12 protein-coding genes and 1 other RNA gene are annotated in these 18,842 nt (G+C 66.5%); 4 read left to right on the forward strand and 9 right to left on the reverse strand.

All coding sequences use genetic code 11. The features are described 5' to 3' along the window. Window positions 1–33: 33 nt before the first annotated feature. The 4 genes from AC6CR5_RS27845 to wecB are packed head-to-tail and all read right to left on the reverse strand — an operon-like array spanning window position 34 to window position 7,888. On the reverse strand, window positions 34–2,772 hold the full coding sequence (locus tag AC6CR5_RS27845; protein WP_498085094.1) for an NfrA family protein: 2,739 nt from the start codon (window positions 2,770–2,772) through the stop codon (window positions 34–36). After that, window positions 2,769–4,466 (reverse strand): glycosyl transferase family protein, encoded by a 1,698-nt coding sequence (locus AC6CR5_RS27850; protein ID WP_448684745.1) that lies wholly within the window; start codon window positions 4,464–4,466, stop codon window positions 2,769–2,771. Before AC6CR5_RS27850 ends, AC6CR5_RS27845 begins: the two co-directional genes overlap by 4 nt. An 18-nt stretch (window positions 4,467–4,484) precedes the next feature. Beyond that, on the reverse strand, window positions 4,485–6,695 hold the full coding sequence (locus AC6CR5_RS27855; protein WP_448684746.1) for a hypothetical protein: 2,211 nt from the start codon (window positions 6,693–6,695) through the stop codon (window positions 4,485–4,487). Window positions 6,696–6,727: 32 nt separating this feature from the next. Beyond that, window positions 6,728–7,888 carry a non-hydrolyzing UDP-N-acetylglucosamine 2-epimerase gene (wecB, locus tag AC6CR5_RS27860; RefSeq protein WP_026383728.1) on the reverse strand — a complete coding sequence of 387 codons (1,161 nt, stop codon included), beginning with the start codon at window positions 7,886–7,888 and terminating at the stop codon, window positions 6,728–6,730. A gap of 488 nt (window positions 7,889–8,376) precedes the next feature. Between wecB and AC6CR5_RS27865 the strand changes: the two genes are divergently transcribed. After that, window positions 8,377–9,270, forward strand: coding sequence for a cation diffusion facilitator family transporter (locus tag AC6CR5_RS27865; protein WP_498085095.1), 894 nt, complete (start codon window positions 8,377–8,379; stop codon window positions 9,268–9,270). A gap of 61 nt (window positions 9,271–9,331) precedes the next feature. Here AC6CR5_RS27865 and ssrA read toward each other — a convergent pair. The 5 genes from ssrA to ompA all read right to left on the reverse strand — a co-directional run bounded on the left by ssrA (window position 9,332) and on the right by ompA (window position 13,551). Continuing rightward, window positions 9,332–9,720, reverse strand: a transfer-messenger RNA (tmRNA) gene (ssrA, locus tag AC6CR5_RS27870). A 135-nt stretch (window positions 9,721–9,855) separates the two neighbouring features. Next, complete coding sequence (locus AC6CR5_RS27875; RefSeq protein ID WP_006388252.1) at window positions 9,856–11,031, reverse strand: MFS transporter; 1,176 nt, start codon at window positions 11,029–11,031, stop codon at window positions 9,856–9,858. Window positions 11,032–11,411: 380 nt separating this feature from the next. Then, a complete protein-coding gene (locus tag AC6CR5_RS27880; RefSeq protein WP_006388253.1) occupies window positions 11,412–12,086 on the reverse strand; it encodes an HAD-IA family hydrolase in 675 nt (224 codons plus the stop codon). Further along, window positions 12,083–12,811 carry a bifunctional 2-polyprenyl-6-hydroxyphenol methylase/3-demethylubiquinol 3-O-methyltransferase UbiG gene (gene ubiG / locus AC6CR5_RS27885; RefSeq protein WP_006388254.1) on the reverse strand — a complete coding sequence of 243 codons (729 nt, stop codon included), beginning with the start codon at window positions 12,809–12,811 and terminating at the stop codon, window positions 12,083–12,085. The genes AC6CR5_RS27880 and ubiG overlap by 4 nt, the downstream gene beginning before the upstream one ends. A 146-nt stretch (window positions 12,812–12,957) precedes the next feature. Further along, window positions 12,958–13,551 carry an outer membrane protein OmpA gene (ompA, locus tag AC6CR5_RS27890; RefSeq protein WP_006388255.1) on the reverse strand — a complete coding sequence of 198 codons (594 nt, stop codon included), beginning with the start codon at window positions 13,549–13,551 and terminating at the stop codon, window positions 12,958–12,960. A gap of 413 nt (window positions 13,552–13,964) precedes the next feature. On the opposite strand from ompA, the gene gyrA reads away from it, so the two are divergent. The 3 genes from gyrA to pheA are packed head-to-tail and all read left to right on the forward strand — an operon-like array spanning window position 13,965 to window position 18,842. Then, window positions 13,965–16,634, forward strand: coding sequence for a DNA gyrase subunit A (gene gyrA, locus AC6CR5_RS27895; RefSeq protein ID WP_006388256.1), 2,670 nt, complete (start codon window positions 13,965–13,967; stop codon window positions 16,632–16,634). Beyond that, complete coding sequence (serC, locus tag AC6CR5_RS27900) at window positions 16,634–17,764, forward strand: 3-phosphoserine/phosphohydroxythreonine transaminase (protein WP_498085096.1); 1,131 nt, start codon at window positions 16,634–16,636, stop codon at window positions 17,762–17,764. The genes gyrA and serC overlap by 1 nt, the downstream gene beginning before the upstream one ends. After that, complete coding sequence (gene pheA, locus AC6CR5_RS27905) at window positions 17,757–18,842, forward strand: prephenate dehydratase (RefSeq protein WP_020924595.1); 1,086 nt, start codon at window positions 17,757–17,759, stop codon at window positions 18,840–18,842. The genes serC and pheA overlap by 8 nt, the downstream gene beginning before the upstream one ends.

An 18,842-nucleotide genomic window follows, 5' to 3' on the forward strand; every position in this document is an offset into this window, starting at 1 on the left:
GCGGATTCCTTCATGGATACGGATCGGCGGGGCTCAGTAGGACAGGGTCAGGTTGATGAACAGGCCCTTGGCCCGGTCGGCCTGGCCGCCGCCGATGTTGAAACGGTATTGGGTGGTCAGGTCCAGGTAGGACCGTGGCGCGTTGTAGTGATCCTCGCGGAACCAGTAGCGCAGGTTGAAGCCGGGGCCCGCGCCCAGCGACCAGCTCGATCCGTTGCCTTGCAGCGGATGGGTGCTGCTGTCGCCCAGCTGGACACCCGTCACCTTGTTGTTGGTCCACAGCCAGTCGGCGCCGATCACCCCATAGGGAAAGAACACCAGCTTTTCGCTGATGGCGTCCAGGCGATAACTGCGCCCGATCCGCAACTCCCCCGCGCCGAACGCCTGGTCGCGCTTGAGCTTGCCGCGGACGCTGTCCGAGTCCTTGCCGGTGGCGTTGTCGCGCACCCAGAACCGGGCCGGCATGTCCTGCCAGGAATACCCGGCCTGCACATAGCCTTCCATCGTGAACCAGTCGGGCCGATCGATGCGCAACGTCGTGCCTTCGTACAGGCCGTAGGTGACGTAGGCGAGCCAGCCCCCGCTGCCCGCGTCCGCCTTGTAGTGGGCGGTCTGGTTGGCGCTGTTCAGGCCGCAGAACGTATCGGTCGAGCGCGGAGTGAGGATGCCGGTGCGCGTTGCCGTTCCGAGGTTGAACTGGCGCTCCAGGCCGAAGGTCAGCCCCACCTCGGTGGATGGCGTGAAGCGCATGCCGAGCGAGCCGACGGTGGTGGGGATGCCGGCGATGCCGTCGTTGCTCTGGCCCGCGACATCGATCACCCCTTCGCCGCAACGGTTCCTGACGGTCTGGCTCTTGGTGCGGCTGCCGTTGTCGTACAGCGTATTGGACAGCCGTCCATACAGTTCGAACGTGCGTGTCGATGAATTGAGGAAGTCGGACGGCCGCCAGAAAATCTCGGCGGTGCTGAATACCGCATCGCCCGGCACCGTGATCGCCGCGCCCCCCAGCCCGGAAGACGCCGGCCGCGCGCCGCGATAACCGGCGGAAACGTAGCCGCCCCATTCGCGCGACAGGCCGGCGATGCCGCTGCGCGTGTCGTAGCGCTGTTGCGGTGTCAGTTCCAGTTTGCCGGCATCGGCCTCGTCGATGGCCTGTTTCAGTTTCTCCACGGCGCCGCGTTTGTCGCCGACGCCCGACAACGCATAGCCCTCGTCCAGGATCACGGTCGGCGGCGCCTTGCCGGTGGCGCGGGCCGCCTGGAAGTCCTCCAGCGCCAGGCGGGGTTTGCCCATGCGCTGGTGCAGGTAGCCGCGCTGCATCAGCAGGGCGGGGTCGTCGGGCTGCGCGGCCAGCGCTTCGCCCATGCGTTTCTCGGCGTCGGCCAATTGCGCCGCGTTGCCCGCGGCCAGCGTGGTGGTCAGCAGGCGCTGCAATTCCTTGTTGGCGGGATCCTGCTCGGCGGCCTTGCGCGCCTGCGCAATGGCTTCCTGGTAGTCCTCGCGCGCATAGGCGGCGTAGGCCAGCGCCGCGGGGCCGCCGCTGCCGGCGGCGTCCGACGGCAGCAGTTCGCAGGACGTGCCGTAAGGCGTATCGCGGCAATCCTGCAGCGGCGCCGGGTAGTTGGCCAGCGTCAGCGTAGCCGGCACGGTGGGCGCCGAGCGCGCCCGCTTGATACGGGCTGCGGCGGCTTCGTCCTTGGCCCCGAGCGGCTCCAGCAGCGCCAGCGCGCGCTTGGTCTCGCCGCCGGCGAGCGCGGCGTCGGCCGCGATCAGGCGCACATTGCGGCGCTGGTCGTCGTCCAGCCAGTCCTGCCTGAGCGCGGCATCGAAATCGGCATTGGCCTCGTCGGTCTTGCCCTGGCGCTGGCGCAGGTAGGCGCGCATCACCAGCGCCACCGTGTTCTCGTCATCCTGCCCGAGCGCGTCGGTGGCGGCGTCCTCGGCCGCGCCCAGCTGGTTGTCCAGCATCAGCGCGGTCATCAACAGCAGACGGTGGCTGGCGGTATCCGGGGCCAGCGCCACGGCCTCGCGCGCCAGCGGCACCGCGTCGCCGGGACGGTTTGCGATCAGCGCCTGGTAGCCCTGTTCGGCGGGCTTGATGGCCAGGCGGCGTTGCATCGTGGCGCGGCGCGCGGTCAGGTCGTTCTTGTTGGGGGCGCCGAGCGCGATGGCCTTGTCCGCGGCGGCCTGCGCCTCGGCGTACTTGCCCTGGGCTTCCAGCGCATCCAGCCACAACATGGCCCACGGCCCCTGCTTGGGGTCGATGCGGAAGGCCTGCTCGGCGCCGCGCTGCGCGGCAACGTAGTCGCCGCGGTTGTAGTCGGCGTAGGCGCGCGTGGCTATCGGGAAGCCGCGACGATAGGCGGCGGTGGTGCCGGGCGCGCCGCCGCCCGCGGCGGCGGCCGGCGCGGTGCGCGGTCGCAGATTGGCGCGCGCCTGGCGCAAGGCGGGGGTATCGAGGCCGCTCTCGATGGCGTCGGCGGCGGCCTTGTCCGCCTCCCGCAGCTTGCCCTGCTTCTGCAGTGCGTAGATCAGGAGCAGGCGCAGCCGCTCCACGTCCGGCCGCAGTGCGATGGCCGATTCGGCCTGCTGCTGGGCCTGTGCGTAGTTGCCCGCGTCGTAGCTCTTGTAGCCCTCGTCGGCGAACTGATAGGCGGCGCCCTCCAGCGGCGCCTCGGCGGCGCGCGGCGCCGACTGCGCGGCGGCGGGCCCGGCGTGGCCGGCGCAGGCCAGCGCGGCGGACAGCAGGAAGGAACGGGTCAATGGCTTCATGGAGTCGCGGGTTTGTTTTCGCCGTGCGTCGGCGCGATATCGGCCTGGCCGCCTTGCTGGAAGTGGATCGCCTCTCTGAGCGTGCCTTCGTCCAGCCAGCCTTGTTCCATCAGGATTTCGCCCAGCGGCCGCTTGTCGCGCGACTGGATCTCCAGCGCCCGCGCCAGCTTGTCCTCGTCGATCGCCTGCCAGGACAGCAGCAGCTCGCCCAGGCGCTGGCGCTGTTGCGCCAGCTGGTCGGTGGACGGGAAATCGTGCATGGTCTTGTCCCAGGCAAGCCGCTTGCCCGTGATCAAGTGGCCGATGAACAGTTTCCAGGCACGCGCCGCGGCCATGGCATTGATGAAGTTGCCGACGATCATGCGCGGGATCGACAGGATCGCGTGTTCCCAGCCATACATGCGACCGACGAAATAGGCGCGCTGCACCACCCGCAGCAGCAAGGCCACCGCGTTGATCCACATCAGCGTCACCAGCCAGCCGCCCGGGCGGAAGTAGGACGGGTAATACACGGTCCACCAGCCGAACAGGTCGGCCAGGTAGAACAGGAAGAAGTTGGCCAGCAGCAGGTATGCCAGGATCGCGATGAACGAGGTCACCAGGCCCTTGCGGTCGCGGAACAGCAGGTATTTGGTCGCCAGCGAACCGGTCCAGCCGACCTGCTGCCAGCCCTGCAGCCCGATGCCCAGCGTCCAGCGCGCCTTCTGCCGGTAGGCGGTGCGGAAGGTGTTGGGAAAATACTCCCGCACCCCAAGCGGCATGTGGATGGTCGACACCTTCTCCTTGCCCAGTCCGAACCAGGCGCGGCGCCGCGTCACGTACTCGACGCCGAACTTGCCGAAGATCTGCCGCATGCCGCGCTGCGCCAGCCGCGCGCCGATGTCGTAGTCCTCGGTCAGCGTGTCGGTGTTGAAGGGCTGGTTGTCGGTCTCGGCGGCCAGTTCGACCAGTGCGCGTCGCGAGAAGCAGGTGCCCACGCCGGCCGAAGGCACCATCTTCGACAGGCTCTCGCGCACCACCAGGTCCTTGGTGTGCCATTCCGCGAACTCGTCCATGTAGGTGCCGGCCACCAGCTCGTACCAGTGGCGTTCCAGCGACGTCACCGGCAGCTGGATGAAGTCGATGCGCGGCAGCAGGTAGTTGTAGTACTTCAGTTCCAGCGGGTGCAGCACGTCCTCGCTGTCGTGCAGGATGACGCCGGCGAACGGCACGGGCTGGCGGGCGTCCTGCGCGAAGATGGCCTGCACGATCCAGTTCAGGCAGTCGGCCTTGCAGGTCGGGCCATCGTGCGGCACCTCCACCCGTATCAGTTGCCGATAGCGCCGCCGCATGCGCTCGACTTCCTTGATGGTGCGTTCGTCGTTCTGGTAGGTGCCGGCGAAGATCATGTAGTTCTTGTATTCGAGCGTCGACACCATCGTCTCGAGCATCGAGGCGATGACGTCGTACTCGAGCCAGGCGGGCACCATGATCGCCAGCGGCTGTTCTTCCTTGGCGCGCAATTGCGCTGCCGTCAACGGCGCGTAGCGGCGCTTGACCGTCAAGGCGCGCCGCAGCTCGCGCACCCAGTACCAGCCGTCGATGAACAGGTCATCCAGGCTCGAAAGCAGGATGATCACGCCAACGACGGCGGTCACGATCTCAAGGCCGCGGTAGTAGTCGGCGATGAGATAGGGCCAGTAGAGCGAAGACATGGGCGGGCCGATCCGGGTTTATCGGGTTTCCTTGTTCTTCCTGCGGCTGACGCGCATCGCGACAATCAGGATAAGCAGCAGCACCAGCAGGCCGACGCTGACGGCGGGCACGCTCCACGAGATGTAGCGACGCCATTCGAAGAAAGCGCTTTCCCCGGCGCCCGGCGGATGGCTGGCGTCGGGGTTGGCGCTGTCGATCCAGGCCACCGGGCCGGCGGCGCCAATCAGCGCGACGTTGCCGCGGTTCAGCACGAACGGCGCGTCCAGCATGCCGGCGCGTTGCCCCAGGGTGTGCCACAACACGCCGTCCTGGCCCGCGGCGCTGACCACCTCGGCCGAGCTCAGTTGCTCCAGGCCCGATATGTCCAGCCAGGTCGTGTCCTTGCCGTCCACGCGCAGTTGCTTGCGATCGGTGACCGTCACCATCGGCTTGGCGCCTTCCACCGGCACTTCCATCGCCAGGAAGGGGCGCGTCGGCTTGAAGGCCTGGCCGCCGGCGGCCACGGACAGTTCGGCGCGGGTCGTCGAAATGCCGCTGGCCGAAGCGATGCCGATCAAGCGCTTGAGGTTGTCGGGCGCGCTTGCCAGATAGCTGTCGGGCACGACGACCTGTGGCGTGCCGGCAAGCAGCGGCAGCAGGCCGACGAAGGTGCCGTCCGGTTCGGCCTTTTCCGGCTTGACGTAGCTGGTCGGCAGCACGTTCACCGGATACCCTTGCGGGATCTCGTTGCAGTCCACCGACACCGGCTGGCGCTGGAACGTGACGCGCACGGCGTTGGTGACCCCCAGCACGTAGCCGGGCACCCGGGCGGTCAGACGCTCGGGGCGACCGTCGGCATCCAGCTGTTTGGCGGCCAGCAGGATGCCGTTCCAGAAGACGGAGGCCACCGGGCGCGTCGACGAGGCGCCGGGCGCGGCCGAGACGTCCATGACCAATTCGCCGGGCATGCGGCCGTCCGCCGACACAGCGGCCAATGGGAACGTCGTGGTCCAGTCGCCGCTGGCGACCACGTTGAAGCTGTTGGGCGATCCGCCCAGCGCCGTCAGGCGCAGGCCGCCGTCCTTGAAGGTTTCCGGCGGCATCGCGGCCTTGACCCGCACCTGGCGCGTCACCAGGATGCGTCGCCAGGCCGTGTCGAACGCGCCCGCGCCCTGCGCGCCGGCATCGGCGGCCAATGCGATCACGGCTTGGCGGCCCATCGCGGCCAGGCGGATTTCCTTGGACTGCATGTCGGCGTTGGCCAGCGGCACGCGCCGCTCGCGCCAGGACTTGAAGGCCGCCGCGGCGTCGGCATCGTTGGCCAGCTGCGATTGCAACGCGTCCAGCGCTTCGTTCAACTTGCCGCGCAGCGTGGCATCGGCGATCACCACGTCACCGGCGACGGCGGGCGCGCCCATCACCAGCAAAGCGCCGATCTCGGCGGCATTGGCGATCTTGTGCTTGCCGTTGTCCGCCAGCGCGGCGAAGGCCGGCACCTGCGCCAGCCCGGCCGGCGCCTGCAGGCCGCGCGTGTCGATCTCGTCGCCCACCGAGGGGAAGGCGCGCACCGCGACGCGCTTGCCGGCGCGTTCCAGCGCCACGCCGACACGCCAGGCGCTGTCGAAGGCCTGCTGGTCCAGCTTGGCGCCGGCCACGATCAGGGTCGGCTTGCCGGGCAGCGTGCCCCAGGCATCATCCAGGTTGCCGATGGCCGAGGCATCGTAGCGGTAGGTCAGGCGCGTCTGCGGCGAGATGGTCAGCGCGTTGGCGGTGGCGCGGTTGCTTTCGCAGTGGCGCAGCGCGATTTCGGATTGCCAGTCCACGCCCACCCGCAGGAAGCCGGTCTCGCGGCGGCGCGGGTCCACCGTGTAGCCGTGCGCGATGCTGCCGTCGCCGTCGGCGATGCGTTGCGCATTGAGCGGCACGCCGTCGGCCCACAGCACCAGGCTGGTACGGCCCGGCTCGCCCTTGGTGTATTTGGCATCGAAGTTCAGCGTGGCGTCGGCGATCGGCACGCCGCGCGGCACCGGCACGTAGAACTCATGGCGCGCGTCGCTGTTGCTCAGGACCACCGGCTCGCTGATGCCCAGATCGGCCAGCGTGGTGTTGCGCGTCACCCAATCGTCGCCCTGCAACTGGCGCAGTGCGTCGCCGGCCGGGCTGGCCAGCGTCCCCAGCGGCAGCAACAGGCCGGCGGCCATCAGCGCGCGGCGAAGCGTCAGGGCGGAAAAGGAAGAGGGTTTTGGCATGGGAACTCCGGGCGGATATGCAGGGCAGGGCGTCAGGCCGCGGTGCCGGCGGCCGGGCCATGAGGATCGAATTCCGAAACCGGCCGGCCGCATAGCGCGTCGACGATGCGCCCGCTGGCCTTGCCGTCTCCGTAGGGATTGATGCGGCGCGAAAACGAGGCATGCAGGGCGGGGTCGTCCAGCAGCCGGTTGACCTCGGTCAGGATGCGCTGCGTGTCGGTGCCTACCAGCGCCACCGTGCCCGCCTGCACGGCCTCGGGGCGTTCGGTCACATCGCGCATCACCAGCACGGGTTTGCCCAGGTAGGGGGCTTCTTCCTGCACGCCCCCCGAGTCGGTCAGGATCAAATAGGCGCGTTGCATGAACCAGACGAAGTCCAGGTAATCCAATGGGTCGATCAGGTGTACGCGTTCCAGTCCCGCCAGGTCCTTCATCACGACGTTGCGCACTTGCGGATTCAAATGCACGGGATAGACGATCTGCAGATCCTCGCGCCTGGCCAGTTCCGCCAGCGCGGCGCAGATGTTCTTGAAGCCGCCGCCGAAACTCTCGCGCCGGTGGCCGGTGACCAGCATCAGGCGGCGCCGCGCATCGAGCCAGTGGTAGCGGGCCTCGAGTCCGCGCGCCAGCGGCCCGTCCGGCGCCAGCTTGGCGCAGGTCAGCGCCAGCGCGTCGATCACGGTATTGCCGGTCACCGTGATGCGCCCGGCTAGGTTTTCGCGCAACAGATTGGCGCGCGACTCGGCGGTCGGGGCGAACAGCGCGTCGCCGATCGCATCGACCACGCGGCGGTTCATTTCCTCGGGGAAGGGCATGGCCAGGTTGCCGGTGCGCAAGCCCGCTTCGACATGGCCGATGCGTATCCGGCGATGGAATGCGGCCAGCGCGCAAGCCGACGCGGTGCTGGTGTCTCCATGCACCAGCACGTAGTCCGGTTGTTCTTTTTCCAATACCCCGTCCACTTGGCTGATCAACCGCGCATACAGACCGTTCAAGGTCTGGTTGGGCACCATGATGTCCAGGTCATGCCGGGCGCGCAGATCGAACAGTGCGAGCACCTGGTCCAGCATCTGGCGATGCTGTCCGGTCACGCAGACCACGCTGTCGATCTGGGATTCTTCCTGCAACGCGGCGACCAGCGGAGCCATCTTGATGGCTTCAGGACGCGTTCCGAATATGGAAAGTATCTTCATCGCAATCAAGCGGCCGGAGCCGGTGGCATTTTCTTGCGTTTATTATGTCTTGAAAGTATTCGTAATATGTGTCGGAGTATTTCCCGGACTTCCGTTCAGCTGACAGTGATTTATCGAAGCGCCCCGGGGGAAGATGAAAGCGGCCCACTCTCTCGACCCGTAAAATGGGGTCACATCATCTTTCAATATGCTGTCTATGACATATCGCCCCATGTCCCTGCGAGTTTCCTTTGGTTACGAACACGACAGGTCGTGTGCATCTACGTGATTCCTTGAAGGCGAAGTCGAAAATGCCTTGACCCCGTAGCGGCTTCACGCTTTTACATACATCCGGCGCGCCCTCATCTCCTGGCCGGCGCGGCAGCAACCCGGAGCGCCTGTCATATGAAGCCATCGAAACCACGATCCGCCGGCGGTCAGCGCCGCACTCGCGGCGCGCATGTCCGCGCCATGCCGGCCACGCCGGCAGCGCGGCGCCGAGGCCGCGCATGAGCGGCAATCACGAACACGGTGACGTGCGCGCGTTGCCCGAATCGCGTCTCTGGATCGCCTTCGCGCTGACCGGCACGTTCATGGTGATCGAGATCGTCGGAGGTCTCTGGACCGGCAGCCTGGCGCTCATCTCCGATGCCATGCACATGATGACGGACGCCATCGCGCTGCTGCTGGCGCTGATCGCGATCCGCGCTGGCCGCAAGGCCGCCGATCTGATGCGCACCTACGGCTATGCCCGCTTCGAGATCCTGGCTGCCGCGATCAATGCATTGGTGCTGCTGGGCGTGGCCTTCTACATCCTGTACGAAGCCTGGCGCCGTCTGGAGGCGCCGCCGGATATCCAGTCCGCCGGCATGCTGGGCGTGGCCATCGCGGGGTTGGCGATCAACCTGGTGTCGATGCGGCTGCTGGCCGGTTCCAAGGACGACAGTCTGAACGTGAAGGGCGCCTACCTCGAAGTCTGGGCCGACATGCTGGGCTCGGTCGCCGTCATCGCCGGGGCCGTGATCATCTGGTTGACGGGCTGGCGCTGGGTGGATTCGGCGCTGGCCGTGGCCATCGGCTTCATGGTCTTTCCCCGTACCTGGGTGCTGCTGCGCGAATGCATCAACCTGCTGCTCGAAGGCGTGCCGCCCGGCATGAGCCTGAGCGCGGTGCGCGACGCCATCGCCGGCACCGACGGCGTCGCCAGCGTGCATGACATTCACCTGTGGGCGATCACGCAGAAGCAGCCGCTCCTGACCGGCCACGTGGTGTTGGCGACGGGCGCCGACGGCGAAACCGTCCGCCTGGAGATCGAGCGACGCCTGCAGGAAGATTTCGACCTGCACCACACGACGCTGCAGGTCGAACGTTCGGATCGTTCCGAGCAGGAACACATCCACTGAGCGACGCGAAAAAAAATGGCCGACCCGTGAAGGTCGGCCATTTGGCGCTATGGCGGAAATTTGGTGGAGCCGGGGGGAATTGAACCCCCGTCCGCAAGCCCTCCGCAACCAGTTCTACATGCGTAGTCGATCTATTTGGTTTTAACCCTGGACTTAGCCAACCGACAGGCCGGACCAGAGCGATTCACGTAATTTAAATTTGAACCGTGTGACCCCAGTTCAAACCGATTCCTTGTGAATGTCGCTGCTGCGGTTCGAGGGTTGCCCCCCTGGGAAGTTGCCTTCCTCCGCCTGACCCAAGGACAGATCAGTGCAGCGGCTCACCGCTTAAGCGGCGAGAGCGAAACGCTCGTCGTTGGCGTTTGTAGTGTTCCAGTGGTTTAACGAGCGTACTGGTGCTCGGCATGCCCTGAGTTGTTTCGCGACCCACGTCGAATCCGGATCGGCCCCAAGAACTTCTATTGTACTGGTAAACGCGATAGTCCGCTGCCTTTCCGCGCCCGCCCGCCCGAGCGTGGCGCGGATGCCTCAACGCCGTCCCGCACGGGAGGGCGCATGGGTGGAGCAGGTGGCTGGCGCCACGCTTCAAGCGTTGGCGCAGGCCGCCTTGGAGGCAGGCCGCGCGCGCGAGGCCGCCATCAGCGCGAAGGCCAGGGCCACCGACAGGGCCACGATGACCGCCGCCGCCCAGCCCAGCGATGCCAGGCCGTACTGGTCGATCACGTGGCCGCCCACCACCGCGCCCAGGCCGATGCCGATGTTGGCGCCGGAGATGTTGAGCGAGGCGGCAAAGGCGGGCGCCTCGGGGGCCGACTTCATCAGCCGCACGTGGCAGACGATGAAGAGCGCCGCCTGGGCGATGCCCCAGACCGTCAAGGCCACGGCCAGCAGGCCATGCGACTGCATCACCGGGCCCACGAATGCCAGGCCCGCCGCCATCAGCGACGAAAACAGCGCGGTGGCGCCCAGCGGGCTGCGGTCGACCATGCGGCCGCCCAGCGTGTTGCCGACCAGGCCAACGGCGCCGAATGCCATCATGGTCCAGCCGACGATCTGGCCGTTGAAACCGGCCAACCGCTCCAGCATGTCCGCCAGGTAGGTGTAGGCGGTGAACATGCCGGTGAACACCAGCAGCGACAGCAGCACGTGGCCGACCACGATCGGGTTGCGCAGGATGCGCAGCTGCGTCACCAGCTTGACGCTCTCGGCGCGGATGCGGGTGCTGGGGAAGGCCAGCAGCAGCAACAGCGCCTTGGCGAATGCCACCGCCGAGAGCACGCCGAAGGCCGCGCGCCAACCAAACGCATCGGAAATCAGCACGCCGATGGGAATGCCGAACACGGTCGCGGCGACGATGCCGAACGCCACCATCGAGATGGCGCGTCCGGCGCGGGCCGGCCCGACAAGTTCCACCGCCGTGGCGCTGGCCAGCGACCAGAACACCGGCAACGCCAGGGCGGGAACGAAGCGGGCCACCGCCATGACCCAGATGTTCGGCGCCGCCGCCGCCAGGGCGTTGGACAGGCCGAACAACACCAGCACGCTGATGAACAGGCGCTTGCGTTCGATGTTGGCCATCAGCGCGGTCAGCAGCGGACCGGTGGCGGCCACCGTGAAGGCGAACAGCGACACCAGCAGCCCGGCCTGCGATACCGTCACGTCGAGGTCGCGGGCCAGGCTGGGCAGCAGGCCGACAATCAGGAATTCGGTGGTCAGAATGGTGAAACCGGCGGCAGAAAGTAGCAGGATGGGCAAAAGCATAGGCAATTCCAGGTGCGCGCGACGCCGTGAGGCAACGCGCGGTGGGCGGATGAATGGTCTAACAGGTCTAGGTTGCGCGCCGGGGAGACGTCGGCGCGCGGGCGCATGAGGGCGGCAAACCGTCGATGCGTAACGAGAAATGCCGTGCGAGCGTTGCCACGCGGCATCCGGCATTGGCCGGGAAAGGCAATCGGGAGGCACCCGGATTGCCTTGCATGAAACGTACTTTAATTCACCGGCGGGTAGGGATAAACCCTTTTGCACCGGATAAATTGTTCGGTCAGGTCAACCAATCCGACCGAACCCTTGTCATCCGGGCCGCGCGTCGCCGTGACGGGCGGCGATGCGGGTCGCGGGGGGTCGGCGCGGATGCCGGTACATCAACGCAGATCGCGCGGCAGCAGCGGCTCGATCGCGGACCACAGCTCGGCCGGCGTGTTGGCGCAGGTTTCCGCTTCCCAGCTGATGATGTCGTCGTCTTCGCCGACGTAGCCGTAAGCTGCCGCGACCGCCGGCATACCGGCCGCGTGCGCGGCCTGGATGTCGCGCAGGTCGTCGCCGACGTAGACGCAGCGGTCGGTGGCGAAGCCGGCCTCGCGCGCGGCGTGCTGCAGGGGCAGCGGGTGCGGCTTGGCGTGGGCGGTGGTGTCGCCGCAGACGAGCACGGCGCTGTCGCGGGTCAGGTTCAGGTGCTCGACGATCGGCAGCGTCAGGTAGGTGACCTTGTTGGTCACGATGCCCCACGACAGGCCGCGCTGGCGGATGTCGGCCAGCAGCGCCTCGATGCCGGGGAACAGCTTGCTGTGGACGGTGGAACTGGCGGCGTAGTCTTCCAGGAACTGCAGGCGGGTCGGTTCGTACTCGTCGTCGCCCGGCTTCAGGCCGAGCGCCACGCGCAGCAGGCCGCGCGCGCCCTGCGAGGCAACCGGACGCAGCGTTTCGTAGGGCAGCGGCTCCAGGCCGCGGCGGGTACGCTGCTGGTTGGCGGCGGCGGCCAGGTCAGGGGCGGTGTCGGCCAGCGTGCCGTCGAAGTCAAACAGGATCAAGGCGCTCATTTGCGGGTAGCCATCAGGTAGTTGACCGAGGTGTCGGACGTCAGCGAATAGATTTGCGTGATCGGGTTGTATTCCATGCCGCGCATGCCCACCGGTTCCAGGCCGGCGCCGCGGGCGGCGGCGGCCAGTTCGCTCGGCTTGATGAACATGTCGTAGGTGTGGGTGCCGCGCGGCAGCAGGCGCAGCACGTATTCGGCGCCGATGATGGCGAACAGGAACGACTTGGGGTTGCGGTTCAGGGTCGAGAAGAACACCCAGCCGCCCGGCTTGGTCAGCGCCGCGCAGGCGCGCACGATGGAGGCGGGATCCGGCACGTGTTCCAGCATCTCCATGCAGGTGACCACGTCGTACTGGCCGGGCTGCTCGGCCGCCAGCTGTTCCACCGGCACCTTGCGGTACTCGACTTTCACGCCCGATTCCAGCCCGTGCAACTTGGCGATCTTGAGCGACTTGTCGGCCAGGTCGATGCCGGTGACCTGCGCGCCGCTGCGCGCCATGGCCTCCGACAGGATGCCGCCGCCGCAGCCGACGTCCAGTACCTTCTTGCCGGCCAGGCTGCCCACACTTTCCTGGATCCATTCCAGGCGCAGCGGATTGATGGCATGCAGGGGCTTGAACTCGCTTTCAGGGTCCCACCAGCGGCTGGCCAGCGCGCCGAACTTGTCCAGTTCGGCCTGGTCGGCGTTGACGGTGGCTTGGGCGGTATCGGAGGTGTGGGTGCTCATGGGCGGTCCAGCGTAAGGCGGCACTCTATATATAGAGCGGGACGGCGGCGCCGGTGGGCGCCGGGGTGATTGCACCGCATTGGTGCAAGCCAGGCGAAAAAAAGGGCCTCGCTATGCGAGGCCCTTTATTGTAGCTAGTCCGGCAATTACTTGCGGCTACCCACGATTTCGATTTCAACGCGACGGTTCTGGGCGCGGCCTTCCTTCGTCTTGTTGGAAGCGATCGGGTTCTTTTCACCCTTGCCTTCCGTGTAGATACGGTTCGGATCGATGCCCTTGCTGACCAGGTAGGCCTTGACCGAAGCGGCACGACGCTCGGACAGCTTCTGGTTGTAGGCGTCCGTACCGATCGAGTCGGTGTGGCCAACGGCGATGATCGTTTCCAGCTCGATACCGCGAGCTTGCTGGGCGACTTGGTCCAGCAGCTGACGGCCTTCGGGCTTCAGCGTCGACTTGTCGAAGTCGAAGAACGTGTCAGCGTTGAACACGACCTTGGCCGCCATCGGGGCCGGCTTCGCCTTTTGTTGAGCAACCGGAACGCCGTCGCAGCCGGGGATGCCGGTGGCCGGGGTCCAGAACGCATCGCGCCAGCACAGTTCGTTCGTACCGTTCTTCCAAACGTTACCGAACGGATTGCGCCAGTTGTCCACCGTCTGGGGATAGGTCTGGGCCGAGGCTACACCCGAGGCCGTGACGGCGGCGAAGGCGAGCGCCAGAGCGAATTTGGAGGGTTTGTTCATGTTTCTCCTCGTTGAGCTTGAAGCTGGATAAGTGACTCGCAGCGAACCCCCGCCGCATATCAGGAAAACGGGGCCAGTATAGCAACGCCAAGAGCTGGTTCAAAGGAATAGCTACTGGGTTTCCTGCGTGCTGGAAACAATCTTAAGGCATTTGGGGGGCTTTGGCTTCCCTGGACAGCCGCATTGGTGCTGGATATGACGTTTTCCGCGCTCCATCCGTTTGCCATGTTGGTTTTTGACAACAGGCTCGCGGGACCTTGGCGAACGCGTCGGTGCCGCTTGCCGCCGACATCCGGTTGCGGGGCCGCGCCGATGGCCGCTCGGGGCCCTTGGGGCCGCGATCCCAATCGAATGATAGAATTTCCTGTTTACCCGGCCCGGGTTCCTCCTTACACGATTCTGTCGTTATATATATGGATTCCTTTGCCAAGGAGACGCTTCCGGTATCGCTGGAAGAAGAGATGCGCCGCAGTTACCTCGATTACGCGATGAGCGTGATCGTCGGGCGGGCGCTACCGGATGTGCGGGACGGGCTCAAGCCCGTCCACCGGCGCGTGCTCTACGCGATGCACGAGCTCAACAACGACTGGAACCGCGCCTACAAGAAGTCGGCGCGTATCGTCGGGGACGTCATCGGTAAGTACCATCCCCACGGCGACCAGTCCGTCTACGACACCATCGTCCGCATGGCGCAGGATTTCTCCATGCGCTACATGCTGGTCGACGGCCAGGGCAACTTCGGCTCCATCGACGGCGACAACGCCGCGGCGATGCGCTACACCGAAATCCGGCTGGCCAAGATCGCCCACGAGCTGCTCGCGGACATCGACCAGGAAACGGTCGACTTCGGTCCCAACTACGACGGCAGCGAGCAGGAACCGCTGCTGCTGCCCTCGCGCCTGCCGAACCTGCTGGTCAACGGCAGTTCGGGCATCGCCGTCGGCATGGCCACCAACATCCCGCCCCACAACCTCCAGGAAGTGGTCGACGGTTGCCTGTACTGCCTGCGCAATCCGGCGTGCTCGGTCGATGAACTCATGGAGATCATCCCGGCGCCGGACTTCCCCACGGGCGGCGTCATCTACGGCATGTCGGGCGTGCGCGAAGGCTATCGCACCGGTCGCGGCCGCGTCATCATGCGCGCCAAGACCCACTTCGAAGACATGGAAAAGGGCAACCGCCAGGCCATCGTGGTCGACGCGATTCCCTACCAGGTCAACAAGAAGACGCTGCAGGAACGCATCGCCGAGCTGGTCAACGACAAGAAGATCGAAGGCATCTCCGACATCCGCGACGAGTCCGACAAGGACGGCATGCGCCTGGTGATCGAGCTCAAGCGCGGCGAAGTGCCCGAGGTGGTGCTGAACAACCTCTACAAGAACACGCAACTGCAGGACACCTTCGGGATGAACCTGGTGGCGCTGGTCGACGGCCAGCCCCGCCTGCTCAACCTGAAGCAGATGATCGACTACTTCCTGCAGCATCGCCGCGAAGTGGTCACGCGCCGCACGGTGTTCCAGCTGCGCAAGGCCCGCGAACGCGGCCACGTGCTGGAAGGCCTGGCCGTGGCGCTGGCCAACATCGACGACTTCATCGCCATCATCAAGGCCGCGCCGACGCCTCCCGTCGCGCGCCAGGAACTGATGGCCAAGTCGTGGGATTCCTCGCTGGTGCGCGAAATGCTGTCGCGCGCCGACGGCGACACGCCGGGAGGCCGCGCGGCCTTCCGTCCGGACGACCTGGGCGCCGAGTTCGGCCTGCAGGGCGACGGGCTGTACCGCCTGAGCGATACCCAGGCCCAGGAAATCCTGAACATGCGCCTGCAGCGCCTGACCGGCCTGGAGCAGGACAAGATCGTCGGCGAATACAAGGACATCATGTCCACCATCGCCGACCTGCTGGACATCCTGGCCCGTCCCGAGCGCATCACCACCATCATTGGCGAGGAACTGCAGGCGATCAAGGCCGAGTTCTCGACCGGCGCCAAGGACACGCGCCGCTCGGAAATCGAGCTGAACGCGACCGAACTCGACACCGAAGACCTGATCACGCCCACCGACATGGTCGTGACGCTGTCGCACGGCGGCTACATCAAGAGCCAGCCGCTGTCCGAGTACCGTTCGCAGAAGCGCGGCGGCCGCGGCAAGCAGGCCACGGCGATGAAGGAAAACGACTGGATCGACCAGCTGTTCATCGCCAACACCCATGACTTCCTGCTGTGCTTCTCGAACCGCGGCCGGGTCTACTGGCTCAAGGTCTGGGAAGTGCCGCAAGGCACGCGCAACTCGCGCGGCAAGCCCATCGTCAACATGTTCCCGCTGGCCGAGGGCGAGAAGATCACGGTGGTGCTGCCGGTCAAGGAATTCAGCGAAGACCACTATGTCTTCATGGCGACCTCGCGCGGCACGGTCAAGAAGACCCCGCTGTCCGACTTCTCCAACCCGCGCAAGGCCGGCATCATCGCGGTCGACCTGGACGACGGCGACTACCTGATCGGCGCCGACCTCACCGACGGCAAGCACGACGTCATGCTGTTCTCGGACGCCGGCAAGGCCGTGCGCTTCGACGAGAACGACGTGCGTCCGATGGGCCGCAATGCGCGCGGCGTGCGCGGCATGATGCTCGAGGACACGCAGAACGTGATCGCGTTGCTGGTGGCCGGGGATGAAACGCAGAGCGTGCTGACGGCCACCGAAAACGGCTACGGCAAGCGCACCCCGATCACCGAATACACGCGCCACGGCCGTGGCACCAAGGGCATGATCGCCATCCAGACCAGCTCGCGCAACGGCAAGGTGGTCGGTGCCGTGCTGGTGATGCCTTCGGATGAAATCATGCTGATCACCACCGGCGGCGTGCTGGTGCGTACCCGCGTCGCGGAAATCCGCGAAATGGGCCGCGCCACGCAGGGCGTCACCCTCATCAACGTCGATGACGGCAGTTCGCTGTCCGGCGTGCGCCGCGTCGTCGAAAGCGATGCCGACGATGACAGCGAAGACCTGGACGACGGCCAGGAAGAGGGTCAGGAAGAGGGCAACGGCGACGCCGGTGCAACGGATTCGACGGAACCTACGGAGCAATAATGGCCCGCCCCTGGAACTTCTCGGCAGGCCCCTCGGCCTTGCCCGAGGTGGTACTGCAGCAAGCCGCTGCGGAAATGCTGGACTGGCACGGCAGTGGCATGTCCGTGATGGAAATGAGTCATCGCGGCAAGCACTTTGTGCAGATCTGCGACGAAGCGGAAAGCGACCTGCGCGATCTGCTCGGCTTGTCCCCGGACTACGCGGTGATGTTCATGCAGGGCGGAGGTTCCGGGGAGAACGCCATCGTTCCCATGAATCTCATGGGACGGCGCGGCACGCCGGCGGCCGACTTCGTCGTGACCGGCCACTGGTCGTCGCGTTCCCACAAGGAAGCCTGCCGCTACGGTGACGCGCAGGTCGCGGCCACCAGCGGCCAGGCGACGCAGCTGGACGGCCGTGAGCAGGCGCCGTACACCTGGGTGCCGTCGGTCGACACCTGGAAGGTGCGCAAGGAATCGGCGTACCTGCACCTGTGCAGCAACGAAACCATCGGCGGCGTCGAATTCCTGGATTGGCCCGACACGGCCGCGCTCGGCGCGCCCGACGTGCCGCTGGTGGTCGACGCTTCCTCGCATTTCCTGTCGCGTCCGATGGACGTGAGCCGCTGCGGCATGATGTACGCGGGCGCCCAGAAGAACGCTGGCCCGGCCGGCGTCACCATGGCCATCTGCCGCCGCGACCTGATCGGCCACGCGCTGCCGATCTGCCCGTCGGCGTTCGACTACGCCAACGTGGCCGCCGAGCATTCGCGCTACAACACCCCGCCGACCTTCGCGATCTACATCGCCGGCCTGGTGTTCAAGTGGGTCAAGGCCAATGGCGGCGTGGCCGGCATGGAAGCGGCCAACAAGGCCAAGGCCGAACTGCTCTACGGCTACCTCGATAGCACCAGCTTCTACCGCAATCCGATCCACGCCCCCGTGCGTTCGCGCATGAACGTGCCGTTCGTGCTGCGCGACGAATCGCTCAACGACGCCTTCCTGCAGGGCGCCGACGCCGCCGGCCTGACGCAGCTCAAGGGCCACAAGAGCGTGGGCGGCATGCGCGCCTCGATCTACAACGCGGTGCCGCTGGCCGCCGTGGCCGCGCTGGTCGAGTACCTGAAGGAATTCGAGCGCCGCTATGGATGATGACCTGCAGCGCAAGCTGCGCCCCCTGCGCGACCGCATCGACGCCATCGATGCGCAAATCCTGGATCTTCTTTCGCAGCGCGCCCGCGCCGCGCAGGAAGTGGGCGAGGCCAAGCATGCCGCCCATGCCGACGGTCCGGTGTTGCGCCCCGAGCGCGAAGCCGAGGTCATCCGCCGGCTGCAACAACTCAATCCCGGCCCGTTTCCGGCGGCCGGCGTGGCCTCGGTCTGGACCGAGATCATCTCGGCCTGCCGCGGCCTGGAGCGCGGCATGACCGTCGCCTACCTGGGGCCGCAGGGCTCGTTTTCCGAGCAGGCCGCGCTGGAGCATTTCGGCCATGCGGTGCAGAAGCTGCCGTGCGTGTCGTTCGACGAGGTCTTCCGCGCCGTCGAGGCTGGGCAGGCCGACGTCGGCATGGTGCCGGTCGAGAACTCCACCGAAGGCGCGGTCAACCGCAGCCTGGACCTGCTGCTGAACACGCCGCTGCGCATCCTGGGCGAGCGTTCGCTGGTGATCCGCCATTGCCTGATGTCGCAGTCGGGCAAGATGGACGGCATCAAGACGATTTCCGCGCATCCGCAGGCGCTGGCCCAGTGCCAGGGCTGGCTGACGCGCAACTATCCCGACCTGGAACGGGTGGCCGCCGCCAGCAATTCCGAGGCCGCGCGCGTTGCCGCTTCGGATCCGACCATCGCCGCCATCGCCGGCGAAGTGGCCGCGCCGGCCTGGAACCTGCAGGTCGTCAGCGCCGGCATCCAGGACGATCCGCACAACCGCACGCGCTTCCTGGCCATCGGCAACATCGAGCCGCTGGTCAGCGGCAAGGACAAGACCAGCCTGATCCTGGCTGTCCCCAACCGCGCCGGCGCCGTCTACGAGATGCTGGCGCCGCTGGCCGCCAACGGCGTGTCGATGACGCGCTTCGAATCCCGCCCGGCCCGCACCGGCGAGTGGGAATACTATTTCTACGTCGATGTCCTGGGACATCGCAACGATCCGAATGTCGCGCTCGCCCTGGATACCCTGCGGGCGCAGGTCGCCTACCTGAAAGTGCTGGGTTCCTACCCGGCGCCGTGA

The sequence above is a fragment of the Achromobacter sp. EG18 genome (assembly GCF_059759395.1).